Below are 22,889 nucleotides of genomic sequence, written 5' to 3' on the forward strand. Positions count from 1 at the left end.
AAAAGGCAAAGTCACTTATTAGAGATGAATTTTATATTTACATTTGGTGTAATCAAAATTAACGTCATAGCGAATTAGATTGAATACAAACTAAATCTAACTTTCCCATTAGTTTAATAATGGGAAAATAGTTTAATTATAAAAAGTTATAGCAGATGCTGATAATGTTGTTTTATTGAATCATTCCAAACACTTGCTTGAACTTGTCCAATATGTTTTTGTTGCAAAAGTAGCATGACTAATCTGGATTGACCAATACCACCACCGATGGTTTGTAATAGTTGACCGTTGACTAAGGCTTGGTGCCATGCAAATTGTAAGCGTGGTTCATCATTGGTAATTTTTAATTGGCGTTTCAAGGTTTCTGGATTAACGCGAATTCCCATGGATGAAATTTCAAATGCACTGCTTAAAACTGGATTCCAAACTAAAATATCACCATTCAATCCTTTGGAACCTAATTCATTATCACTACTCCAATCATCATAATCAGGTGCACGTACATCATGTTTTTCATTGTTAGATAAATTACCACCAATACCTATTAAAAATACGGCACCAAGTTCTTTAGTAATAGCATTTTCACGTTCTTTAGGCGATAAGTTAGGATAACGTTTTAATAATTGTTCACTATCAATGAAAGTGATGGTTTCAGGTAAAAAACGTGATAAGTGATATTTTTCAGCAACAACTTTTTCTGTCGTTTTTATAGCAGAATAAATCTTTTCTACCGTCTGTTTTAAATAAGTTAAATTACGATCTTCTGGGCGCATAACTTTTTCCCAATCCCATTGATCAACATAAACAGAATGGATAGGAGAAAGTTGATCTTCATCTGGGCGTAATGCCTTCATATTGGTGTAAAGACCTTCGCCAACTTCAAAGTGATGTTCACTTAAGATTTTACGTTTCCATTTTGCCAGCGAATGAACTACTTCAAATTGTGCATTTGGAATAGCTTTAACTTTGACTTGAACTGCTTTTTCGGTTCCGGATAAATTATCTTGAATTCCATCACCAACTTGGCTTAATAAAGGTGCTTGAACTTCAATAAGTGATAATTTTTCAGCTAATTGCTCCGCAAAAAAATGTTTTACAAAACTAATTCGTTGTTGTTGTTCTTTGAATGATATTGTCATGTTTTCTCTCTAATATTAGTTAACTTGTGCTTATGAATTTAAATAAAGTAAACTAGAAAATAAAATTATGCAAGTTAGAATAATGGCTTGTTTACTGTAAAGATGTTTCAGGTTAAGCATATGTTTCAGTATAAAAACAGCCCCTATATTCAACTGTAGCCAGTGATGATTTGAAAAGAATATATAAGATCTAATTTGCAGAAATATAGGCTTTCAAAATATATATTTGGGGATGTTTCAAATAATAAAAAAAACTAATCTTTCAACGAAAGATTAGTTTTTTATCATGTTACTTGGTTTTTGATATTTAATCTATGCTTGATATTTTTTCATAACAATTGAAGCATTAGTACCACCGAAGCCAAAGCTATTTGACATAACTGTTGTCAATTCCCGTTTTGTCGGTTCTGTAATAATATTCATACCAATGGCTGCTTCATCTAACTCGTCAATGTTGATACTTGGAGTAATAAAACCATGCTCTAGCATTAATAAAGAATAGATTAATTCTTGGGCGCCTGTAGCACTTAATGAGTGGCCGGTCATTGATTTGGTTGATGAAATTGCTGGAATATTATCACCAAAAACTTGTTTAATTGCCCACAATTCTTTGACGTCACCAACAGGAGTCGATGTACCATGAGTGTTGATGTAATCAACAGGTACATCAAGGTCTTGAATAGCTAGTTGCATACAACGCATTGCACCTTCACCAGATGGGGCGACCATGTCATAACCATCGGATGTTGCTGCGTAACCTACTAATTCACCATAAATATGAGCGCCGCGGGCTAGTGCATGTTCTAATTCTTCTACCACTACCATGCCTGCGCCGCCGGCAATGACAAAACCATCACGATTGGCATCATAAGCACGTGATGCTTTTTCAGGATTGTCATTGTATTTAGTTGATAATGCGCCCATAGCATCAAATTCACATGACATTTCCCAACAAAGTTCTTCACCACCACCAGCAAAAACAATATCTTGTTTACCAAGTTGGATTAACTCAGCAGCGTGGCCAATACAGTGTACTGATGTTGCACAAGCAGAAGTCATTGAGTAGCTAACACCTTTAATTTTAAAAGGCGTTGCCAAACAAGCAGAAATTGCAGAAGACATTGATTTGGTGACTGCATAAGGACCCACTCCGCGTAATCCTTTCTCTTTCATTCCAGCGACAACTGCATATTGGGTTTTAGTTGAACCACCATAACCAGCGATTAATCCTGTTCGAGGATTAGATACTTGTTCAGGTGTTAATTTAGCGTCTTCAATTGCTTGTTGTAAAGCAAGATAGCCATAAATAGAAGCATCATTCATAAAGCGAACAACTTTACGATCAATAAGTCCTGTGGTATCTAATTTTACATTACCACATACATGGCTACGCATTCCACTATCTTTCATTTCTTGTGAAAAAGTAATTCCACTACGTCCAATTTTTAGCGATTCCAACACTTCTTTAGTATTATTACCTATACTTGAAAGAATCCCTAAACCTGTAATCACAACACGTTTCATTTAATAACCTGCTCCTAAATTATCTGGCTTCATCTGAAAAATTGTGGAGATTATAGCGTACACTTGTAAGCTGAACAATAGCCGTTATCTATTTATTCAGGTTATACAGGACTATTTATTTCTTTTTTACGATAAATTGTATGTTGATTATTCATATTTTCGTAGCTCTATTTAAATTTTTCATGCTATATCATGCTTTTTTTATTTACTTGCTTAGATAAATAATCCAGCTATAATGCTGTATATAAATACAGTTATTTAGGCGGAGTTAAAATGAATGAGAACATAATGACTAAACTTGAAATATTAGCCGAATCGGCCAAGTATGATATTTCTTGTGCTTCCAGTGGGACTTCACGAAGCAATAAAAGCAAAGGAATTGGTAGTGCATATGGTTGGGGAATTTGCCATACTTTTACTGCTGATGGTCGATGTGTTTCATTACTTAAAATAATGCTAACAAATTACTGTATGTTTGATTGTGCATATTGCATAAACCGTCAAAGTAATGATATTCCAAGAGCAGGATTTACGCCCAGAGAATTAGCTGAATTAACTATTGAGTTTTACCGTCGCAATTACATCGAAGGCCTTTTTTTAAGTTCTGGTATTGTTAGAACCCCAGATCATACTATGGAAAAAATGATACGAGCGGTAAAAATATTACGTAACGAATACGCTTTTAATGGCTATATACATATGAAAGCGATTCCAGGGGCAAGCAATGAACTAATTAGCCAAGCAGGGCTATTGGTTGACAGAATGAGTGTCAATTTAGAAATCCCAACCGAAAAGAATCTAAAATTACTTGCACCCGATAAAGATCATCAAAGTATCTATCAGCCAATGCACCATATTCAACAAAACTTGCTTGAGAATATAGAAGATCGTAAAAAAATAAGATCGACACCAAAATTTGTACCAGCAGGGCAGAGTACCCAAGTTATTATTGGTGCAACTGACGAAACCGATAAGCAAATTCTACAATTAACTGCCAAACTCTATAAAAGGCCAAGTATGAAGCGCGTATATTATTCAGGTTTCATTCCGGTTAACAGTTATGACAAAAGACTTCCAGTGTTAAAAGAAGTACCAAGAGTACGTGAAAATCGTTTATATCAAGCTGATTGGTTATTGCGTTTTTACGATTTTGATGTCAATGAAATAGTGAATGAACAGTACCCCGATTTGGATCTAACAGTAGATCCCAAACTTTCATGGGCGATACGCAACCCACAATTTTTCCCGATTGACGTGAATCGTGATAGTTATCAAAAGATTTTACGGGTTCCAGGCATTGGAGTTAAATCAGCCAAATTAATCATTATGGCGAGAAGACATCGCAAATTAAATCTTGAAGCGCTTAAACGAATTGGTGTAGTGTTAAAGCGAGCGCAATTTTTTATTGTTTGTCATGAAATGAGACGATTTAAATTACTTGATTCTTCGGCTGAATATATCCGACTTTCTTTACAGGAAAAGCCATTACTTGAGGACAAACCATCGAATATGCCACAACAATTGGTCATGGGATGGTAATTTATGTTAGTTTTTTATTATGATAAAACCTTTGAAGGGTTATTTTGTGCAGTTTTTGATGCTTTCAAACTTAAAAAAATGCCGGAAAGTTTATTAGCCCAAGATGAGGTTGCTCCGTTATTTGCTACTGAAAGCCATCATGTTGAAATTCGTAATAATAAGTATGAGCGGGTACAAGCAGCACTAAAAAAGAAGCTCAGCAAAATTACTCGCCAACAATTAGTGAATGTGTGGCTTTCAGAATTGCCAGACAGTGATTTAATTATTTTCCGTTATGTATGTAAAGTATTTAGATCGCCACATTCGATAGAGACGGATTTTGCCGATCCCGATGTTCTCGCGGTGCGAGAAATATCGCGAAAAGTAAGCAAGGAACGTGAATATCTAATGCAATTTGTACGCTTTAATGTCATTGAAAATTTTGTTACTAAGGCCGATAAAGAAGTAAAAGAAAAAATCTATTTTGCTGTTATTGCTCCACTTTATAATGCGTTACCGCTGACACTCAATTTTTTTAAAGATCGTTATGCCGATCAAAAATGGGCAATATATGATGAAAAACGGCAATATGGGTATTTATATGATTTGGAGCGAATCAAACGTATATCACTTGGCGATAAAAATGATCTAATTATTGATAGTCAAATTAATCAAGAATATTTGAGCCCAGATGAAGTTATTTTTCAAACCATGTGGTATCGTTATTGTGAGGCATTAACCATTAAGGAAAGGATCAATCCTAAATTACAACGACAGCAAATGCCAAAACGATTTTGGCAATATTTGCCTGAAATGAAAAATAGGTAACACTAAAAAAACCGTCGGTAAAAGCGACGGTTACGAGAATCTTTTAACAATACAAAAATTATTGAGAATCTATATCATTTATAAAACTATTGATGCTCTCTTGCCGTTGTTCTTGTTTTTCTTCATCAACTTTACCACCAGATGCTACAAAATCATGACGTTGGAAGTAAGCATTACGCATAAAATTATATGGATCATCACTATTTTTAAGTAAATCTTCGTACTCAATCGCCATAGCTCGCGCTTCTACACCGTCTACTACACCACGCACTAATGCCCATTGCCAATCAAGCCAAACTAAAGGAGGATAAAGTGTGTCCACTATACTGCCTCCATCATCTCGTAAGGTTGCCGAACCATAAAATGGTAAAACTGCATAAGGACCATAAGGAACATTGTAATGGCCTAATACATTACCAAAACTATATTTATTACCTTTTTGCAATTGAGGGTCAGACATACTTGCAACATCCATGATACCAGCAAAGCCAAAAACTGTATTTACAAAAAATCGTGCTAAGTGAACGCCAGCCTTATGTCCTTCACCTTGTAGTAAATTATTAACCATTGAGGCTGGCTCAGAAAGGTTAGAAGAGAAATTCACAACACCTGTACGAACAGGAGATGGCACATAATCTTTCCATGCTACAGCTGCTGGTCGTAAGATATAGGGATCTAGTGCGTAGTAGTTAATATTAAACATAGCCTTATTGAATCCAGACAAAGGATCGCTATATGAATTGGATTCAGGTTCATATGATGCACAACCAGTAAGTGTTATTATAGAAAATAACATACTAACAATTCTTTTTTTCATAATTTATTCAATTAAATCTATCTAATTATAATTAAGTTAATTGTATCATGTTTAGCCAAAATAGAAAATTTTTCGTTATTTGGTTAGCATTATCTTTTTAAATTTATTAAAATGAATAGTCTATGACCTCATAGTTAAATGGATATAACGAGCCCCTCCTAAGGGCTAGTTGCAGGTTCGATTCCTGCTGGGGTCGAAATTACTTAAACTCAGAATCACTTTAATTTACTTTATTTCCCACACACCACAAGGCTTTCAAGAGATTTAATCACTCAGGTTAACTCTCTTTTACGTTTGACAACGCAAAGCTAATCACGGTATATTTACGGTATATTTTAATCCCTCTCTCAAAAAATACCGTAAATATGTTAACTGTAAAAAACATCGAATCCGCTAAACCCAAAGAGAAGCCTTATAAGCTACCGGATTATGGTAGCTTATATTTATACATCACACCATCAGGTACCAAGTCCTGGCGTTTTGACTATCAATTCAAAGGTAAACGCAAAACGTTAACGATAGGTAAATACCCCCTCCTTAGTTTAACAGAGGCTAGGCAAGAAAGAGATCTTGCCAAAAGTATGCTTGCGCATGGACGAGATCCATCAGTGGAGCGGAAGAAGAAAACATTACTTTCTAACATAGCGCATGGTAGTAACTTTAGTAAGATAGCTATTGAATGGTTTGAAACCAAAAAAAGAAGTTGGTCATTAGATACCCGAAAGATGATAACAACTTATTTTGAAAAAGATATATTTCCTTATATCGGTGATATGGAAATATCGGAAATTAAACCTATTGAAGTGCTAAGTTGTTTGAAACTAATTGAAAACAGAGGGGCCTTAGAGATTGCTAAAAAGATGCGCCAACGGTGCGCAGAAGTATTTCAGTATGCAATCATTACGGAACGAGCGGAAAATAACCCGGCAAGGGAGCTATCAAAGGCGATGATATCTCGCACCTCGAAAAACTATGCATTTTTGATGGAAGATGATATGCGCGAATTCCTGAAAGCTTTACAATCTTATTCAGGTAATATACTTGTAAGATATGCTACCGAGTTATTAATAATAACCGCAGTGCGTACAATGGAATTGTTACGGTGTAAATGGGAATATGTCAATTTTGAAAAACAATACATTTTAATACCCGAGGAGTTAATAAAAAAAGGTAGGGTCCACTTAGTTCCGTTATCCGAACAGGCTATAAAAATACTGAAATTCTTACACCCGATAACCGGGCATTGCGATTACGTTTTTCCAGGCAGAAATAACCGCCAGTCTCATATGTCCAACGGTGCTATTCTGGGGTTGATAAAGCGGCTAGGGTTTGCCAACCGCGCAACAGGTCACGGTTTTAGGCATCAATTTTCAAGTGTGTTAAATGAACAAGGTTTCAACCGCGATTGGATAGAGAAGCAGCTAAACCATGAGGAAAGTAGTGTGCGTGGTATTTACAACCACGCACAGTATTTGGAGGGTAGGCGGGGGATGATGCAATGGTATGCGGACTATATAGATAGCTTAACCGCGTAGCTGTTTTTCCTGGCGCTCTTGCTTTTTCTGCTCAAGGTAGGTGTTAATGGTGGATAGTCGCCACCTTGGGCTTCTGCCTAAGTATAGATCGGGTTTAGGAAATGCCTTAGATTTTACCCACCGATCTAGTGTTCTATCATCTATACTAATATACCCGCACGTTTGGGTTTTGTTGTAAAGAGGATCTTCTATTGTATAATTATTTGCCACTAGTAATATCCTTCTGGGATAGCGAAAATTTTATTAATTCAATAGCTCTCAGGTATTGCCCTTCGTATATATTACCTTTATGAGTTTTTAGTACCTGCTCCGTAAATTGCTCAACCGTGCCAAAGAAGCAGCCCACCACCACCCATGTAAGGCCTAATGCGCCACGGTAAGCCGTTAACACATCTGAACGAGAGCCAACCGGATACAAACACAGGTAATCTTTATTCGAAGATATCTGCGCGGTGCCACATACCCGTGCTTCGCCGGATACCTGCGCATCGCCGGATACCTGCGCATCGCCGTATACCCGCGCTCTGCCGCTAACTTGTGCACCGCCGCTAACTTGTGCATTGCCGTATACCTGCGCATCGTCGTATGTTAATACGTCGCCGTATACCTGTGCTTTGCCGTGTACCTGTGCTCTGCCAGCCGCGGAAACGTAGCCGTATACCTGCGCATCGCCGTATACCCGCGCATCGCCGAACACTTGTGCATTGCCGAACACTTGTGCATTGCCATATACCCGCGCATTGCCATATACCTGCGCATCGTCGTATACCTTTGCGGTGTCATACACCCACACTTCGCCGCTAACTTGTGCATTGCCGTATACCTGTGCCTTGCCGTAAACCTGTGCTTTACTGTATACTTGCGCATCGCCGAATACCTGTGCTTCGCCGTATATCCGTGCGCTGTTATGTACCCACGCTTCGCCGTATACCTGTGCCTTGCCGTAAACCTGTGCTTCGCCGAATACCTGTGTATCGTCGTATATTATTACGTCGCCGTATACCTGTGCTTTGCCGTATATCTGTGCGCTGTTATGTACCCGCGCATCGCCATATACCCGCGCATCGCCATATACCTGCGCATCGCCATATATCCATGCTTTGCCGTATACCTGCGCTTTGCCGTATACCTGCGCGTCGCCTCTTACTTGTGCTTTGCCTCTTACTTGTGCTTTGCCGCTTACCTGTGCTTTGCCGAATACCCGCGCATCGTCGTATATCTGTGCGCTGTTATGTACCCGCGCTTCGCCTCTTACTTGTGCCTTGCCGTAAACCTGTGCTTCGCCGTAAACCTGTGCTCCTCCGGCTATGTACGCACCTTCAAATACCTGTGCACCGTCACATACCCACGAACATCCTACAAAACTTAAATTAGCTTCTGACTCTATGAACCCGCCTTTGCTTCCTGCTTTTATCACCCCCAATGAGGTATTTATATCTATTAACGCCCTGATTCTGTAGAGTTTATGCCCCTTGACTTCTAGACTTTCGTCTGTTAATTCGTATTTAGTATTTTTCATAATTATTTCCTTTAGATAATAGTATTCATGTGCTTTAAAATGTGGGCTATAACGTCAACAGTCCAACCATTGCCGAGAGTTTTATAGCGTTGAGTGTTGCTAATTCCTGCGGTGTGATTGTCTGGTAGTGTTTGAAGTCGTTCGCATTCGATTGGGGTTGCACGTCTATATTTATTTTCCGAAATTTGAATAAAATTACCATTCCAGCTCGCATATTGACGTGCTGTCATAGTTATAGCTTTACTGTTATCAGTGCATAAAGCGGAATAACATTTACTAATTTGATAATCCTTGTTGATATTCCACCACTCAACCCAGCCGTCAGTGCATATATCTACATCTGAATAATCGGATTTAATATCTCCGAATAAAATTCCCTTATCTTCTGGCTGCTCTACATCCCAGTTACACCAGTAAAGGCGTTTTCTATCCTGCGCCGACACTAACGCGCTATTAATCATGATAGGCTCAACACCAACAACAGATGTAATTACACGTTCATAATCTTTTTTCATCCTGACATTTTCGAGTAAAAATTTAATGCCAGAATTGAGTGACTTAACATGTGACAGTATTTCAGCAAATCTGAAAAATAATGCTGAACGTTTATCATCAAATGCAAGTTGTTTGCCCGCAAATGAAAACCCCTGACATGGTGACCCCGCTAATATCAAATCAATATCGGACCAGGGAATGCCCCAATCTTCCCAATTGTTTATATCACCAAGTCGGATTATGTCCGGGTAATTGTTTTGACTGACTTGGATTGCATATTTATCAATCTCGCTAGCGTAGTATGTTGTTACATTAATATTTGCGCGTTCGAGCGCAACTCGACCGCAACTTATGCCGTCAAATAAAGAAAGTACGTTCATTTTTTTTAAAAACCTTGGTGGGTTGAATAGGGCGTTAATACCCTTTCTTTTTCATGGATTCGAGTAGTATTTCTTGCATACTACGTTTAGTTTTTTTACGTTCGATAACGTCCTCGTCAACGGTACCGCGGGCTATAATTTCGTAAACAAAGACTGGCCTGTCGTAACCGGATTGCGCTTGGCGGGTGGGTCCTATGCGTTCGAGGATCTGATCTGAACTTTCGAGGCCCCACCAGTGAGCGAAATATACAAGGATATTACCGCCGTCTTGTAAATTTAAGCCGTGCCCGGCACTGTCCGGGTGGGCTAGTAGTATTGGTATCTTGCCCGCGTTCCAATCCCGGATTGTTTTCGGGTCGTTATCAAGTAACCTTGCTTGCTTAAACGCTTTTAATAATCTAACTTTGTCATGCTCGAAGTGGTATGCAACCAATACCGGCATCCCGTTAGCCTCACTCACAATACTTTCTAGTGCTTGTATTTTTTGGTCATGCACTTCAGTAAAATTCTTTTGGGTGTCGGTATAAATTGCACCATTTGCAAACTGTAAACATTTAATAGTTTTGGATGCCGCATTTAGCGCTTCAATTTCGCTATCACCAATTTCTAAAAACATTTCGCGCTCAAGCTGTTTGTACTGGCGATGTAGTTTATCCGGCAGATCAACATATACTTGGGTAATAATAGGGTCGGCAATATCAAACCAGTCTTTAGCATCTAGGGATATACATACATCTTTAAGCCTTTCTTGTATTTGTGGCTGTGCAAAGTCTGCGGGTATGATCTTGTGATAATCCCCATTAGGCACAACGTTAAACCACCTTTGGGTGAAAGCTTTAAATGTGCTCCCCAAACGTTTCCCTCCATCAACAAACCAATTTTGACCCCATAGATCAATCAACCCGTTAGGAGCAGGGGTACCTGTCAAATTTTGCCAACATTTAACCCTTCTAAATGCCACACGACGTAAGGATGCCGCGCGGACCCCCCCTTTACGTAACCTGAACGATTTAAGCTTAGTGCTTTCGTCGGCAACAACTTGTTGAAACGGCCAGCTATCTCCCAACGTTTCAACTAACCAAGGTAAATTTTCGTAATTAGTGGTGAAGATATTCGCATGTTTGTTTCCTAACGCCTCTAATCTTCGTTCGGCTGTACCGACGATAGGCTGTATACCAATGTTTTTAAAATCCCACTTGTTCACTTCATCGGGCCATGTTGATTGCGCAACCCGGAGTGGTGCGATAACTAAAGTAGGTGATGTGTAAAGTCCGCTCATATATGCAATATCTAAAACGCATAATGTTGATGATGTTTTCCCCATGCCCATGCCCGCCCACGTATTACCACGGGGTAAATCCAGTTGATGGCTTACAATTAGGCTTTGATAAGGGCGGGGGGTAAAAGGTTTGTTATTCATACAGAAATTTCCCATAGCAATGCACGATACGGGATTCCCCGTATCGTATTAGATTAACTAAATCGTTTGAGTTAATGGCTTTGTCTTAATGCTTCTTCTTGAATAAATTCTAATAGATCAAGCGATAGCGATTTACCGTAGGGATAGAAACTAAGCATTTGCGCGGTCTCTATAAACATACTAATATGCGCAAAAGTATCTTCTTTAGTAAAGCTACTTGGCAACAGGGTTTGTTTAGCTTTGGCTTTATTTGTGCGTGGTTTTTGAATTTGTTTAATTTCACCAGTTGAAGTAAATCTTTTTTGCGCTTCAAGGGCTTCGGTGATTGTCGGGAATACACCTACTTGGATCATCTCGCTACCATTCCATACGCATGCGCGATATGGGTTATATTTGCTTTTGCAGTGGTATATGCCTTTAGGTAGTACTTCCCTATTTGGTTTAACAACGATAGGGGGGTTGCCCACTTCTTTGTCCAGTATATCTAACACCCATTTACGAAAATCTTCCGCAACTGGGGTACGCGCAAACATGGCGATTAGATGTACCCCTCTAAGTGAAAAGATACGGGTTCGAGCCTTTAAATTCAACGAGGTACTCGAATCAAGTACGTTGGACATACCCGGTTTAAATTCTTTTTTGTAATTGGCATAAAGCCCCGTAACGGAACGGCTATTAGCATACCCTAACGCATTAGCGATATCTTTTGATTCAAACCAGATTTGATTATCAATATAGTGCGCTCTTAACTGGTGGTTGTTGAATGTAAAAATAGATTGATTAGACATGATTATGTCCTCTTATGGTAATTTTCGATATTAACCCAATTTCGACATTGGGTGCCAAGAGGTTCGAAAGCCCACCATAAGCAGGGCTGGAGTTATTCCCGTTACCGGTCTTTTATTCCTCGCCCTCTCGGCATAGATTTTGAGCATAAAAAAAAATCACGCTAACGGGGCGATTAATCCGCTTATGGCTATAGGTTTCGACACCTCAATAGCCAATATATCGCAACATGATATTTGATGTCAATTAGTCATATAAAAATCTCACATCGTGGGAGTCTAAAACCTCAACACGAAAACCTAGTTTGCGTAAGCGTTCGTGCTCCCTTATTTGCCCCATCCGAGGCCTTTCTCCTGGGCGTTTACATTCAACAAAAATAAGTTTTCCACCCGGTAGCATAACTAAACGGTCGGGCTTGTTTACCCGCCCGATAGGGGAAAGCTTATAAGTTATTCCGCCTAGCTCCTCAACCCTGCGGACAAGGTTGCTTTCTATTACGGATTCAAGCGGTTTCATTCTTCATCCCTATCAATTAGTGGTATTACTTCTAGTTTAATGGGCTCCACCGCATCAGATAGCTTAATTCCTTGGACGATGTTTCCGTTGATAAGTCTTACTGCGCAAAACCCTTCAACTCTCCCCAAAGCTTTAATGCATATATCCCCGTTGTGTATAAATGTATCGCCCGGGGCTAAATCATCAAAAGGCTTGGTTTTCTCAAAAATTGTATTGCTAATTTTCATCATGCACCTCCCATAAAATTTTATTAACTTCTTCGTCGGTTAAAGGCTCTATTAATAGGCTATCCGGTAGCCATTCTCTTGCTGCGGATATTCTTGTGTATATGCCAATCTCTCTAACAGGGCGTTGTTCTGTAGGATCATCGGAAAGCGTGATAATGTGTACAAGTACACCGTTATCGAATTTGAAATAATCAACGTTTTCTTGTCCCTTCTTTTTACGTCGGTATTTAAGCAACGGTTCTGAGTATTGCATGCTATTAATCCTTCTTATATCTGTAGGCTTCAAATCCTGCCGCGGCAAGCGGTAGGCCTTTTGCCCATTGGGGTGGGGTTGATAACATTTGGCTTAGATATTCATGCGAGTATTCAGGGGTGTCCGGCGCTTCGGTGATTATTTCATCATGTACGGTTAATACGATGTTAAAACCAATTTCATCTATACATGGCATGGACCAAGCCATGACATCACGCGCTACCGCTTGGGTAATGTTTTCGGCAATCTTACCGCCGTAGGTGTTAATACGTTCCCATTTTCGGGAATAGGTATTTAATCCCATATAGCTAATTTTGCCGTTTTCATCGATACGCGCGCCGGGATAGCACAGATACCTCCCCGACGGTAATTGAATGCGTAGCCATGCGCCTACCTTGTCTATAACTAGCTTATCGTTTACGTTGGTGGTTCGGGCTCCTCCTGTGATTACGGAACGCATATCACAATCTAACGATTTCCATAAATCAACTATATTTGGGTGAGCTTGTCGCCAAGAACGCTTAAACGCATCGCATACAATGTAAGCCTTATCTGATAGGCCGTAAGTACGTTTATTTTTTAGCGCCCATTCGTAAGCGTTTTTAGCTGAAAATAAGATATCTTCATCTACATTATGTAGCGCGGCATCCGCCATCGCGTCTAAGTCGATGCCGTATGCGGTGCTGAATGTAATAAAAGCGCCTACGCCGCCCTCGTAGCCGAGGGCTAACTCTTGGACTTTACCGATCTGGCGTTGGTCTTTTGTGACGCTTTCCGGTGATACGCCAAACGATTTAGAATAAGACAACTTGTAAAGGTCGTGACCTTCGCCGTTGTCGTAATCGTGAAACGCTTTTATTTTCCAACTTTCACCTGCAAGCCACGCCAGCACGCGCCCCTCAATATTGGATAAATCAGAAACCACAAGCTTTTTACCTTCCGGGGCGCAAATGCAACCCCTTAAGGTGTTACTGGTTAGCTTCATGATGTTATCGGTTAGCAGGTCGGCGTTACCTGATTTAATAGCTTCAATGCCTAGATCGATTTGCCATTGCGGTAGTGTAGGCCGCGTTAAGTTTTGGGGTTGAAATCCCCGACCCGCCCAGCGCCCTGTACGTGGGGCACCCATGAATTGAAGGGTACCGCGCAACCTACCGTCGCTATTAACACGATTAAGTAACGCTTTGTATTTACTGGTACTTGTGGTGCTTGCTTGTTGCCTGACGGCTAGTAGTTCTTTTAGCCCATCCGGTAAATCTGGGTCGCCTAACCGGCGTTCTATCGTAGCCGCGGTTAAGTCACTTAGCGTAATGCCGTATGCTCCTGCGATATGCTTTAGCATGGCATCACGTTGGGTTGCTGTTTGTACTTCGCCATCGGTCATGGTGTGGGTTTCATCAGCTAATCGCTGCTGTTCAACGTCGATACATTCAACAGCTTTTTCGGCCAAATCAACATCAATACAAACACCTCTATCGTTAATACGCTGATCTAAGTGCCAAAGTTGTAACTCTGTGCTACCTTCTTGCATGTTCCAATTGGGCATCCTTTTGACCACTTCGCGCATAGATACGATATCTTGTGTAGCATAGTGTTTAAATTTATCCCAGTCGCCCGGGTGAGTTTTGCGCGTAGCCCTGCGGATCTTGCTTGTTTTCGGGCGAGGTTTACAAAAAAGTTGAACTAAGGCTTTTCCTTCCTTATCCTTTGCTTGGTCGTTATCCAATTTGAATATTTCACATAGATCACCCAGCCCACCTTTTAAGCTGTGAGCGTAGGCAATGACCATGCTATCCCGCCAGCGATTAGGGTCGCTAATCGCTTTTACAATATCGGGCCTGCCTTTAAATAAATTGCCCCTTGCTAATACTGTTCGATCAAACATTGAATTTTGAGCAAATAGAATTACTTTAGGGTTTAACAAAAGGTTAATTACTTCCTGAGGGAAGGCATCCCCGTTTGCCAAATCAACAACATAAACTGGGCTATCGTTAAATGCATATTGAAATAACATGGTTTCAACGGTTTCGGCATAAGCGTAAACACCTTTACTTATAGGTTGCTCGTTATATGTTTCAGTGTCTAGATAAAGGATCGATTGCATCAGGACCCCTTTTTATACTAAACACCTCGTCAAATACGGAGGATATCCCATCATATGCAAACTCTTGGATTTCAGATTTTAACTTTTCGATATCCACACCCCCGAATGCATCGAGTTGCATAAAAACTTTCGCTAGTTCTAAAAATACGTTAGGTCTTGCGTTTTCTCGGGGGGCGTCTTTATGCAACCCGAACCCCTCACGGAATTTCCCATCAAGGTTTAAAAGCACCGCCATAGTGATAAGCTTTTTAGCGTCTGTATAAGTATCTAATTTAGACATGTTTGATCTCCCCTTAATTTGTTGTGTACTAACCGACTAAATCGTCAACGGAATCGTCAACCGATAAATCGTCGAAATCTTCATCTGATGCGATACCGCCACCTGTAAACGCATCGCCATCTTTGTAAAATTGAACCCCGGATAACGAAGCGCAAATACGTTTACCGAATTTGTTATCCATTGCCCATATGTCTATAACTGCATAAACATAACAACCTGCGTAAATTACGCCGTCGTCAGGGTTTAATTGGGTTTTATCCCTGTTGATAACATACGGCCGGGTTTTATTGTTTGCATTCAAAAAGTAGTTACCCTCAAAGCCTTCGATTTCGGCTTTTAAATCACCATCTTTTAAACAGCTTTTCAACTCGGCGTTGATTTTTTTTAGTACGACCTCGGCTTTATCCGCCCATTTTTCTTTTGCAACTTGTTCGATTGCTTTTTCGATATCTTTTACATTGGGATGGTTCCGTGGTAATAAAAACGTTGCATTGAATTGCGGATCACCTTCACCATTCACCTGTTCGGCTTTGAATAGTTGGGGAAATGCTAAACGTACGTTTTGTAGTTTTACTTTCATTATTAAATTTCCTCTTGTGTTAAGTCTGTAAAATCGTCCGCGTGTGAAATAGCGGAGCGTTTATCGGATTCTGGTACTATTGTTGGTTTACCCTCGGGGCGGGTTATGATCCCTTCAAGTTTTTTGATTCGTATTTCCGAACCTTTTAAAACCTTAAGAGCTTGGGTTGGGTTTATAAGTTTGCGGTTGTACATTTCATCTTGTTTTAGCCTAAAGCTTTTCAACGTATTTTCTGCATCTTCTTCGCTAGTCCATGATCGATTACCTTGTCGGCCTATAACAAGCTTGTACCCAGGTACGGGGTTGCCTATTTGTAACTGGGCTTGTACTTGGGTTTCAACCGCTTTTATCCATGACTTGATCATGTCTACGGCTTTAAACTTATTTGCTAAGTTTTCGCCTTCCTCGTTACTAATCTGCTCAATTAACGATTCATCTAAATTGGTAAAATCAGCGCCGACAGTTTTCACTACTTCATTGGCTAGTGCTTCGCATTTACCTGCGGCTTTACAAAAGCGGCATTGTGATTCACCTGCACAAAAATCGGTATCACTTTGCGGGCCGTTTAAGTATAAGTTATATGCACGACCGGCCTTTTCTTTTAGCTCTTTACCAAATTCGAGTAGTTCATCGGGGGTAACGCTGAATTCTGAGTAGTGGTTTAAACGCGGTTGATGTATGTGAATTGATACCTTGTTAATATCGTTTATCAGACTGTAATAATAATATGCGGCTAATGCATAAATAAGTAACTGCTTGTTATTTTCTGCACTGACGCGTACGCCTTTGCCGTATTTTAAATCGTGGATTTGTAACTCATTGTCACCCAGTAAAACGACATCCGCAGTGCCAAAAGCTTTTTCCACTTTATATTCAGTATTCATTACGTTTATGTTGTCACTGATATCTAATAAATCCGTAAAATCTAGCCTTTGTTCCACATCAAACACAATTACCTTTGACATTGAATCCCTGATACCGTTTACTGTGTCAACGTACTCTTGAATTGAGTCGGCCATTTCTTCATCAACGTCAATATCGTTGACAACGGTTTTCATACCTATTAAATTTTCAGCCCGTTTATTAAACTTAAAGCAGTATTCAGCTAATGCGTGGGCCGTTGTGCCTTCCGCTGCATAAATCGATGCTTTGTCGGGTTCATCTTTACCTAACCAAAGTGAAGCGGGGCATGAAAACCACATATTGGCCCCTGATGGTGATAGTATCGCGTGACCTGTCATGCTATACCTCGGATATTTCCGCTAGTTTATCTTTAATCGCTTTGAGGAAGTCTCGCCATTGGTTTTTAGGCACATCAACCGCTTTAGCAGCTTTAAATTGAGCTAGTACAACAACGGCGGCCTCTCGTTTTATCTTTGCAAGTTCTACGAAACTCTTGATGACTTCCTGTTCGGTGGGTTCGGTTGTTGTTGTTGTTGGTATATTCGCGGATTTGGTTGGTGCCGTTTCTGGCTTATCTTCCACCATTACCGATTGCGTTTTTTTAGTCGGCTTAGGTGGGGCGTTGTTTGTAACTTCATTTTCAGGAGAGGCGGGGGTGTTTCTAGAAAGAAGTAGTTCCCTGATCGAAACTAATACCGCGGTATTTTCGATGATAGCTTGTTCTAATGACATTTTCTTATACTCCAATTATGCTTATTAATATAAAGGTTATGCCAGAGGCAAAAAATAAAGGGATATCCCATTTTGACGGTGTATGACTTTCTGTATATCGTGGGTTGCGTTTAGCTTGTTCCCTCTTTAGTTTTTTAGCATTTAAGTCGATCATGTTTTATTTCCTAATTATTTAGAGAAAAGCTAGCTAAGCCATATGGGGAACCTAGCTAGCCTTAGAGTGGTGGATTATTACAAGTAAGAGTTTTCGCGTATGGAGCGAGGTATTATCAGCCTCTACGCGCATACCTAAGGGATAGGGTAACACTGGTTTCCCTACTTGCTGGCCCCATCCACCAAGGGTTGAGAAAAAAAAAGGGAGTTTTTTAATCCTCGTGATTTTAGTTAGTTTTTCATCAAGCTATATGGTTCTCTTTGAAAGCCTTATAGCTTGAAGGCCGCCCGGTGGGCGGCTTTGTTATTTGGATTTTGCTTAATTCGGCGTATATTATGTATCCTGATTTTTAAAGAGCAATTGCGTTAAAGAAATTAAATTTCTTATTTGCAATGGATACAGTTTACATAAACGAAATTATCGATGCAAATTTATTTTCCAATTTGCAATCTAATTGGTTAATATTTGAGCTAAATACGGTTTCTTACCGATGTAAAAAAGCCCGCGGGGAAGCGGGCTGCGAACATGTTTGTAATATTTATGGTGTAGGTACGTTTTTAGAGGTTACATACCTTGGCGTCATCCATATCTATTGAATTTGTGGGTTTGACTGAGCAAAACTTTACCTTGTATAAAAAACTGGTCCATTTCACCGTCGGATATCTCCCATTGTGAATAGTGTTTATTATCTGAAATTACTAACAGCCTATCCTTAACCCTTTGTAATCGCTTTACAAAGAGAGTATCACCGTAAACAAAAATATAAATACCGTCACCATCGTAGTAACTTTTTGATACATCAACAAAAACTAGATCGCCGGCTTCGATGGTTCCGGACATGCTATCCCCCCTTACCGTTAAGATCTTAACGTTATTAGCTGGTAAACTCCCGAAAATTTGATGTGCCCTCTCATTACTGTATTCTATCGCGCGTACTGAATCTATGGATTCGGTATCAACAAGGGTGCCCGCTCCGGCACTAACTTGAACATTTAACACCTCCACTAAAAACCCTTTAACCTGGTTTGGCGTGGGTTCTTTATCCGTTTTTATATCTCCTGTAGATGTTATTGTAAACTCGCTGATATCAAGATTTTTTAACACCTCGATCATCTCTATTGCTGGGGGTACCCTGGTTCCTGAGATCCAATGTGATACCGTGCTGGCTGGTTTTTTAATTAATGTGCTTAGCTCCACTTGGTTTATTTCCCTTTTGTTCATTTCTATTTTTAGTAAGTTGCTCCAGGCTTTCATGTTATCCCCCCTTATATAACAGTCACTTAATACTATCATCACTTGTAAAATATCTAAAAAAAGCTAAGGTTTCGTTTTTGCGGTTGTTATTTTCTATTTTTAATATTAAAATTGCAAAAACGAAATTTTAAAGAGGACAAAAACGAATGAAAAACCCGCAGGAAATTATTAGAATATTAATAGGGTTAGGCTTCACTCAGCGTGAAATTTCCGAGCATACGCAAGTACCTGCATCAACAATATGCAAAATACTAAAGGGTGATCAAAACCCACGATGGCAAACTGCCGCCGCTTTACAGTCTTTTCTAGATACCGTTAAACAATTTGATGACGAGAATATTTAATATGAAAATATATGGAGCATCTCCGTGTGATTGGTTACATTTTGATTTAGCGCTAGGGTTGACTGAAGATCTGTTACCTGTGGTATCAAATCCTAATGCGGTTATTTCAGATAATAGTACATTAAAATCACTAGGTAAAACACCATCGCGTTATAACCGGGAGGGTAAAGCGGTGGGTTTTCCGAGTTGGACTAATCACATCACAAACTCAAAGCAAATAGAAACTTGGTCAAAGAATCCCGATTACGGCATTTGTATTCAGACGCGGAATATACGCGCAATTGATGTTGATGTGTCCGATCCGGGGTTAGCTAGTAATATAAAGAGTTTTATAATTTCTCATACCGGGATAGATTTTCCATGTAGGTTTCGCGCTGACAGTAGCAAATTTTTATTAATGTTCTGTATGCCCGGTGAATTTTATAAGCAAATTATCTGCCTCGAGACTCATGGAATTGTCGAATTTTTAGCAAACGGGCAACAATTTGTTGCTGCAGGTACGCATCCGAGCGGGGGTCGTTATCAATGGGAAAATGCTTTACCGTACAGGGTTCCTACGCTATCAATAGAAATTTTTAATAAGGTATGGGAGGGTATATCCAAAAACTTTAACGGTAAAATAATTAGTTCTCGAGTAAATAGAAATAGAGATATTACTAAAAATCAAGGTATTGCAGAAGACGAAATTACTAAATACTTAGATGAAAACTGGAATGTATTAAGCATCGGTGATGTAGGTGAGCGTTATATTGAATGCCCTTTCGCCGAAACCCACACCACCGAATCAAACGAAACCGCGACCGCGTATTTCCCTGCTGGGACTGGTGGGTTTAGCCAGGGCCATTTTAGATGCTTACACGCGCATTGCATGGATAAAGACGACGGGGATTATTTAAACGCTATCGGCTATCGCTCCCAAGACTTTGATGTTATCCCGGTACCTGAGGGGGAAAAGCCCCTACCAGCTTTTAAACGAGATAAAAACGGCAAGATAGAATCAACCATTAATAATGTTTATCTTGCCGTACAGCGCGCCGATATTTGTCAAATTAATATTAAGTTTGATCAGTTCCGCGATGAAATCATGTTTACTCCGTTGGGTAGCGACCAATGGCAAACGTTCACCGATGCGGATTATTCACGACTACGTATAGGGTTAGAAAAAGGGGGGTTTAAACCAATTGGGCGCGAACTAATACGCGATATCGTTTTACTCGTTGCTGATGAAAGCCCTTTCGATTCTGCTACAGAATGGCTATCACGCTTAAAGTGGGATGGTGTACCGCGTATCAAAACGTTTTTATCTGATTATTTTAATGCGGATGCAAACGAATATACCGAAGCGGTATCGCAATACTTGTGGACTGCGCTTGCCGGCCGCGTTCTGGAACCCGGGATCAAGGCGGATATGGTACCAATTTTAGTTGGTGAGCAGGGTTGCGGTAAATCAACCGGGGTGGCGGCCATATCGCCAAGCCCGGATTATTTCTGTGAAGTCTCGTTTGCTGAAAAGGATGATGATTTGGCCAGAAAGATGCGGGGGCGTTTGGTGGGCGAAATAGGGGAGTTACGCGGGTTGCATTCTAAAGAATTGGAAACCATCAAGGCCTTTATTACTCGCACACATGAAAACTGGATCCCTAAGTATAGAGAGTTTGCGACCCAATTCCCTAGGCGTTTAGTTTTCGTTGGTACCACAAATCAAGATGAATTTTTATCAGATGATACGGGCAATCGTCGTTTCTTACCCGTGCGGGTGAGTAACGTTAATGTAAAAGGCGTCAAAGCTAATCGTGATCAGCTATGGGCGGAAGCCAAGCAAGCATTTGCTGATAGTGGTATTCAGTTCAGCGCGGCGGAGCGTTTAGCGGCAAGCGAACACGATCAATATATGATTAAAGACGTTTGGCAAGAAACGGTTAGCAGATGGCTAAATGAGCCGGATATAACAACCGGTGAAAAGCCAATTGATAAAAATTATCTAACAGCTAGCGAGGTGTTGAGGTGGGCTATCGGGCTTGACCTAAAAAATATAGGTCGCCGTGAGGAAATAAGGATCAGTAAAAATTTACAAGAATTGGGGTATAAAAAAACCGTAACAAAAGTGGAAGGGAAAAGTTTAAGGGTGTTTGCGAAGTGTAGAAATCTACACTAATTTATACTACTAGTGTAGAAATTTAGTTAAGTGCGCGAAAGGCTTTCTACACTTTCTACACTTTCTACACTAGTTATATAAATGGACACCTACAAACGACATATATAGTGCCTTAAAAGTATATATAGGAGAAGAACGGTAGAAAGTGTAGAAAGTTGGAGGGGGCACCCTTTAAAAATCCTTTATCAATAAGGGTTAGCCAACGGTTATAAGCTTTCTACACTTCTATTAAAATTATATGACTTGCAAAAATTTGCAAGTCGAGGATGAAAGATGCAAAAAATAGATTGGTTTACGATTATTAGCGATTTAAAAAAAGCCGGAATTTCCGGGCGGGAGATAGCCAGACGGCTAAACGTCAGCGTGTCAACCGTTGTTATGTGGAAAAACGGATCATCACCAAGTTACGAAAAAGGGGTTAAGTTGATGCAAATGTGGGAGAGCGTAAAGTAAAAAGCCCAGCTAATAGTTGGGCTTTTCCACTTATTCAGCGGTTTTTATCCTAAAAGGAACAGAATTAAATATTTCTAAACAACCTATTCGGTTGTAAGGTTTTAAAATAAAGACAAAATTTAATGTTTCTAAACTACTTATTCAGTAGTAATTTTTTAAAAAGAAACTAAATTTCATATTTCTAAACAACCTATTCGGTTGTAAGTTTTCAAACTATCTAAAATAATTAGATTTTCTAAACCGCTTATTCAGCGGTAGCTTTAATTTATGCTTTTTCTTATATGTTGTCAATTAAAATTGAATATATCTATACCCGCTTCTGACATTTCATTTCTATAATCAAAAAACATAGCTATTACATCTTCTATAAAATCATCTTCAAAGTCAAAAACTTTAACCCCCTTTGATTGTTGTATCCTAATATAACCAAGCAAACCTCGAACAAATCCAGCGAAAACCTGATCGGGCATAATCTCGTAACCCGAACTTTCGGGATTTATTTTAGACCAGCGCCCAATTTTATTTTTATTTACGTTCGGGTACCCCCCGATTGCCAGTATATGACTTGTTACCTCAGATTTTTTGCTTAATCCAGTTAATTGTAGAAATCTATTAAATATAAAATTAGTATTCATTTGTTAACCACGCTTTTAAGCATGTAGCATCACGAGCTACACCGCGACTGGAAACATTAAAAGTGCCCACATACACACGGGAGTTATCAATATATTCAAACACTTGAAAAATAGTAACAGATTTACCCTTAAGTTTGGCGGTTTCTTTTGCCTCAATTGAATATTCTTTTTCAGCTTTTAAATCTTCATTTGTTCTTTCAAAAGCTACAGAATGTTTATGCCACCCAAAATCACCTAAAGCGCCTGGTTTAAGATGATAGGTTGTTACAAGATTACCTTTTTTTCCGTTTAAGATAACTGCTTTTTTCTCACTGCGAAAAGTTTCATTTTCCATTTTT

At 39.6% G+C, this 22,889-nt stretch carries 25 protein-coding genes and 1 tRNA gene; 7 read left to right on the forward strand and 19 right to left on the reverse strand.

The features are described 5' to 3' along the window. Positions 1-146: 146 nt before the first annotated feature. Positions 147-1,139 carry an aspartate--ammonia ligase gene (gene asnA / locus Q0K76_RS00600; protein WP_294609653.1) on the reverse strand — a complete coding sequence of 331 codons (993 nt, stop codon included), beginning with the start codon at positions 1,137-1,139 and terminating at the stop codon, positions 147-149. A gap of 312 nt (positions 1,140-1,451) precedes the next feature. Beyond that, the gene (gene fabB / locus Q0K76_RS00605) at positions 1,452-2,663 is read right to left on the reverse strand and encodes a beta-ketoacyl-ACP synthase I (protein WP_294609656.1); all 1,212 of its coding nucleotides are present in this window, start codon (positions 2,661-2,663) and stop codon (positions 1,452-1,454) included. A 273-nt stretch (positions 2,664-2,936) separates the two neighbouring features. On the opposite strand from fabB, the gene Q0K76_RS00610 reads away from it, so the two are divergent. After that, positions 2,937-4,202: a putative DNA modification/repair radical SAM protein gene (locus Q0K76_RS00610; protein ID WP_294609659.1), complete on the forward strand. Its 1,266-nt coding sequence runs from the start codon at positions 2,937-2,939 to the stop codon at positions 4,200-4,202. Positions 4,203-4,205: 3 nt separating this feature from the next. After that, the gene (locus tag Q0K76_RS00615) at positions 4,206-5,009 is read left to right on the forward strand and encodes a TIGR03915 family putative DNA repair protein (protein ID WP_294609662.1); all 804 of its coding nucleotides are present in this window, start codon (positions 4,206-4,208) and stop codon (positions 5,007-5,009) included. A gap of 58 nt (positions 5,010-5,067) precedes the next feature. Here Q0K76_RS00615 and Q0K76_RS00620 read toward each other — a convergent pair whose 3' ends face one another. Then, complete coding sequence (locus Q0K76_RS00620; RefSeq protein ID WP_294609666.1) at positions 5,068-5,826, reverse strand: MlaA family lipoprotein; 759 nt, start codon at positions 5,824-5,826, stop codon at positions 5,068-5,070. 124 nt (positions 5,827-5,950) lie between these two features. Between Q0K76_RS00620 and Q0K76_RS00625 the strand changes: the two genes are divergently transcribed. Both Q0K76_RS00625 and Q0K76_RS00630 read left to right on the forward strand, forming a co-directional pair. Next, positions 5,951-6,022 (forward strand) — tRNA-Arg (locus tag Q0K76_RS00625). 169 nt (positions 6,023-6,191) lie between these two features. Then, positions 6,192-7,361, forward strand: a complete 1,170-nt coding sequence (locus Q0K76_RS00630) for a tyrosine-type recombinase/integrase (protein WP_294609669.1) — start codon at positions 6,192-6,194, stop codon at positions 7,359-7,361. Between the two features lie 199 nt (positions 7,362-7,560). On the opposite strand, the gene Q0K76_RS00635 is transcribed toward Q0K76_RS00630, so the two are convergent. The 14 genes from Q0K76_RS00635 to Q0K76_RS00695 all read right to left on the reverse strand — a co-directional run bounded on the left by Q0K76_RS00635 (position 7,561) and on the right by Q0K76_RS00695 (position 18,964). After that, the gene (locus tag Q0K76_RS00635) at positions 7,561-8,880 is read right to left on the reverse strand and encodes a hypothetical protein (RefSeq protein ID WP_294609672.1); all 1,320 of its coding nucleotides are present in this window, start codon (positions 8,878-8,880) and stop codon (positions 7,561-7,563) included. 11 nt (positions 8,881-8,891) lie between these two features. Then, positions 8,892-9,755 carry a DNA cytosine methyltransferase gene (locus tag Q0K76_RS00640; protein ID WP_294609674.1) on the reverse strand — a complete coding sequence of 288 codons (864 nt, stop codon included), beginning with the start codon at positions 9,753-9,755 and terminating at the stop codon, positions 8,892-8,894. A 34-nt stretch (positions 9,756-9,789) separates the two neighbouring features. Next, the gene (locus tag Q0K76_RS00645; protein ID WP_294609677.1) at positions 9,790-11,175 is read right to left on the reverse strand and encodes a DEAD/DEAH box helicase; all 1,386 of its coding nucleotides are present in this window, start codon (positions 11,173-11,175) and stop codon (positions 9,790-9,792) included. 71 nt (positions 11,176-11,246) lie between these two features. Further along, the gene (locus Q0K76_RS00650) at positions 11,247-11,963 is read right to left on the reverse strand and encodes a BRO family protein (RefSeq protein ID WP_294609680.1); all 717 of its coding nucleotides are present in this window, start codon (positions 11,961-11,963) and stop codon (positions 11,247-11,249) included. 244 nt (positions 11,964-12,207) lie between these two features. Beyond that, positions 12,208-12,477 (reverse strand): VRR-NUC domain-containing protein, encoded by a 270-nt coding sequence (locus Q0K76_RS12965; RefSeq protein WP_363322352.1) that lies wholly within the window; start codon positions 12,475-12,477, stop codon positions 12,208-12,210. Continuing rightward, entirely contained in the window at positions 12,474-12,704 is a 231-nt protein-coding gene (locus Q0K76_RS00655; RefSeq protein ID WP_294609683.1) for a hypothetical protein, read from the reverse strand. The genes Q0K76_RS12965 and Q0K76_RS00655 overlap by 4 nt, the downstream gene beginning before the upstream one ends. After that, positions 12,694-12,957, reverse strand: a complete 264-nt coding sequence (locus tag Q0K76_RS00660; protein WP_294609685.1) for a hypothetical protein — start codon at positions 12,955-12,957, stop codon at positions 12,694-12,696. The genes Q0K76_RS00655 and Q0K76_RS00660 overlap by 11 nt, the downstream gene beginning before the upstream one ends. A gap of 4 nt (positions 12,958-12,961) precedes the next feature. Further along, positions 12,962-15,061, reverse strand: a complete 2,100-nt coding sequence (locus Q0K76_RS00665) for a DNA polymerase (protein ID WP_294609688.1) — start codon at positions 15,059-15,061, stop codon at positions 12,962-12,964. Next, a complete protein-coding gene (locus Q0K76_RS00670; RefSeq protein WP_294609691.1) occupies positions 15,033-15,341 on the reverse strand; it encodes a hypothetical protein in 309 nt (102 codons plus the stop codon). The genes Q0K76_RS00665 and Q0K76_RS00670 overlap by 29 nt, the downstream gene beginning before the upstream one ends. A gap of 28 nt (positions 15,342-15,369) precedes the next feature. Beyond that, positions 15,370-15,921: a DUF2815 family protein gene (locus Q0K76_RS00675; RefSeq protein ID WP_294609693.1), complete on the reverse strand. Its 552-nt coding sequence runs from the start codon at positions 15,919-15,921 to the stop codon at positions 15,370-15,372. Between the two features lie 2 nt (positions 15,922-15,923). After that, entirely contained in the window at positions 15,924-17,162 is a 1,239-nt protein-coding gene (locus Q0K76_RS00680; protein ID WP_294609696.1) for a DUF2800 domain-containing protein, read from the reverse strand. 1 nt (position 17,163) lies between these two features. After that, positions 17,164-17,556 (reverse strand): hypothetical protein, encoded by a 393-nt coding sequence (locus Q0K76_RS00685; protein WP_294609700.1) that lies wholly within the window; start codon positions 17,554-17,556, stop codon positions 17,164-17,166. A 4-nt stretch (positions 17,557-17,560) separates the two neighbouring features. Further along, positions 17,561-17,710 (reverse strand): hypothetical protein, encoded by a 150-nt coding sequence (locus Q0K76_RS00690; RefSeq protein WP_294609703.1) that lies wholly within the window; start codon positions 17,708-17,710, stop codon positions 17,561-17,563. Between the two features lie 579 nt (positions 17,711-18,289). Further along, positions 18,290-18,964 carry a helix-turn-helix transcriptional regulator gene (locus tag Q0K76_RS00695; RefSeq protein ID WP_294609706.1) on the reverse strand — a complete coding sequence of 225 codons (675 nt, stop codon included), beginning with the start codon at positions 18,962-18,964 and terminating at the stop codon, positions 18,290-18,292. Between the two features lie 146 nt (positions 18,965-19,110). Here Q0K76_RS00695 and Q0K76_RS00700 point away from each other — a divergent pair, with 146 nt between their 5' ends. The 3 genes from Q0K76_RS00700 to Q0K76_RS00710 all read left to right on the forward strand — a co-directional run bounded on the left by Q0K76_RS00700 (position 19,111) and on the right by Q0K76_RS00710 (position 21,916). Then, positions 19,111-19,308, forward strand: a complete 198-nt coding sequence (locus Q0K76_RS00700) for a hypothetical protein (protein WP_294609709.1) — start codon at positions 19,111-19,113, stop codon at positions 19,306-19,308. Beyond that, positions 19,301-21,463, forward strand: a complete 2,163-nt coding sequence (locus Q0K76_RS00705; protein WP_363322356.1) for a VapE domain-containing protein — start codon at positions 19,301-19,303, stop codon at positions 21,461-21,463. The genes Q0K76_RS00700 and Q0K76_RS00705 overlap by 8 nt, the downstream gene beginning before the upstream one ends. A gap of 273 nt (positions 21,464-21,736) precedes the next feature. Further along, positions 21,737-21,916 carry a helix-turn-helix domain-containing protein gene (locus Q0K76_RS00710; protein WP_294609714.1) on the forward strand — a complete coding sequence of 60 codons (180 nt, stop codon included), beginning with the start codon at positions 21,737-21,739 and terminating at the stop codon, positions 21,914-21,916. 287 nt (positions 21,917-22,203) lie between these two features. Here Q0K76_RS00710 and Q0K76_RS00715 read toward each other — a convergent pair whose 3' ends face one another. Next, the gene (locus Q0K76_RS00715; RefSeq protein WP_294609717.1) at positions 22,204-22,551 is read right to left on the reverse strand and encodes a hypothetical protein; all 348 of its coding nucleotides are present in this window, start codon (positions 22,549-22,551) and stop codon (positions 22,204-22,206) included. Continuing rightward, positions 22,541-22,885, reverse strand: coding sequence for a hypothetical protein (locus Q0K76_RS00720; RefSeq protein ID WP_294609720.1), 345 nt, complete (start codon positions 22,883-22,885; stop codon positions 22,541-22,543). Before Q0K76_RS00720 ends, Q0K76_RS00715 begins: the two co-directional genes overlap by 11 nt. Positions 22,886-22,889: the final 4 nt, after the last annotated feature.

The organism is uncultured Gilliamella sp., assembly GCA_945271295.1.
Lineage (GTDB): Bacteria > Pseudomonadota > Gammaproteobacteria > Enterobacterales > Orbaceae > Gilliamella.

Coding starts and splice junctions, on each gene's coding strand:
- Q0K76_RS00610 (WP_294609659.1), top strand. CDS start 2,937: ATGAATGAGAACATAATGACTAAACTTGAAATATTAGCCGAATCGGCC.
- Q0K76_RS00630 (WP_294609669.1), top strand. CDS start 6,192: ATGTTAACTGTAAAAAACATCGAATCCGCTAAACCCAAAGAGAAGCCT.
- Q0K76_RS00615 (WP_294609662.1), top strand. CDS start 4,206: ATGTTAGTTTTTTATTATGATAAAACCTTTGAAGGGTTATTTTGTGCA.
- Q0K76_RS00710 (WP_294609714.1), top strand. CDS start 21,737: ATGCAAAAAATAGATTGGTTTACGATTATTAGCGATTTAAAAAAAGCC.
- Q0K76_RS00695 (WP_294609706.1), bottom strand. CDS start 18,964: ATGAAAGCCTGGAGCAACTTACTAAAAATAGAAATGAACAAAAGGGAA.
- Q0K76_RS00700 (WP_294609709.1), top strand. CDS start 19,111: ATGAAAAACCCGCAGGAAATTATTAGAATATTAATAGGGTTAGGCTTC.
- Q0K76_RS00665 (WP_294609688.1), bottom strand. CDS start 15,061: ATGCAATCGATCCTTTATCTAGACACTGAAACATATAACGAGCAACCT.
- Q0K76_RS00720 (WP_294609720.1), bottom strand. CDS start 22,885: ATGGAAAATGAAACTTTTCGCAGTGAGAAAAAAGCAGTTATCTTAAAC.
- Q0K76_RS00620 (WP_294609666.1), bottom strand. CDS start 5,826: ATGAAAAAAAGAATTGTTAGTATGTTATTTTCTATAATAACACTTACT.
- Q0K76_RS00685 (WP_294609700.1), bottom strand. CDS start 17,556: ATGTCATTAGAACAAGCTATCATCGAAAATACCGCGGTATTAGTTTCG.
- Q0K76_RS00635 (WP_294609672.1), bottom strand. CDS start 8,880: ATGAAAAATACTAAATACGAATTAACAGACGAAAGTCTAGAAGTCAAG.
- Q0K76_RS00680 (WP_294609696.1), bottom strand. CDS start 17,162: ATGACAGGTCACGCGATACTATCACCATCAGGGGCCAATATGTGGTTT.
- fabB (WP_294609656.1), bottom strand. CDS start 2,663: ATGAAACGTGTTGTGATTACAGGTTTAGGGATTCTTTCAAGTATAGGT.
- Q0K76_RS00650 (WP_294609680.1), bottom strand. CDS start 11,963: ATGTCTAATCAATCTATTTTTACATTCAACAACCACCAGTTAAGAGCG.
- asnA (WP_294609653.1), bottom strand. CDS start 1,139: ATGACAATATCATTCAAAGAACAACAACAACGAATTAGTTTTGTAAAA.
- Q0K76_RS00715 (WP_294609717.1), bottom strand. CDS start 22,551: ATGAATACTAATTTTATATTTAATAGATTTCTACAATTAACTGGATTA.
- Q0K76_RS00670 (WP_294609691.1), bottom strand. CDS start 15,341: ATGTCTAAATTAGATACTTATACAGACGCTAAAAAGCTTATCACTATG.
- Q0K76_RS00675 (WP_294609693.1), bottom strand. CDS start 15,921: ATGAAAGTAAAACTACAAAACGTACGTTTAGCATTTCCCCAACTATTC.
- Q0K76_RS00690 (WP_294609703.1), bottom strand. CDS start 17,710: ATGATCGACTTAAATGCTAAAAAACTAAAGAGGGAACAAGCTAAACGC.
- Q0K76_RS00645 (WP_294609677.1), bottom strand. CDS start 11,175: ATGAATAACAAACCTTTTACCCCCCGCCCTTATCAAAGCCTAATTGTA.
- Q0K76_RS00655 (WP_294609683.1), bottom strand. CDS start 12,704: ATGAAAATTAGCAATACAATTTTTGAGAAAACCAAGCCTTTTGATGAT.
- Q0K76_RS12965 (WP_363322352.1), bottom strand. CDS start 12,477: ATGAAACCGCTTGAATCCGTAATAGAAAGCAACCTTGTCCGCAGGGTT.
- Q0K76_RS00660 (WP_294609685.1), bottom strand. CDS start 12,957: ATGCAATACTCAGAACCGTTGCTTAAATACCGACGTAAAAAGAAGGGA.
- Q0K76_RS00640 (WP_294609674.1), bottom strand. CDS start 9,755: ATGAACGTACTTTCTTTATTTGACGGCATAAGTTGCGGTCGAGTTGCG.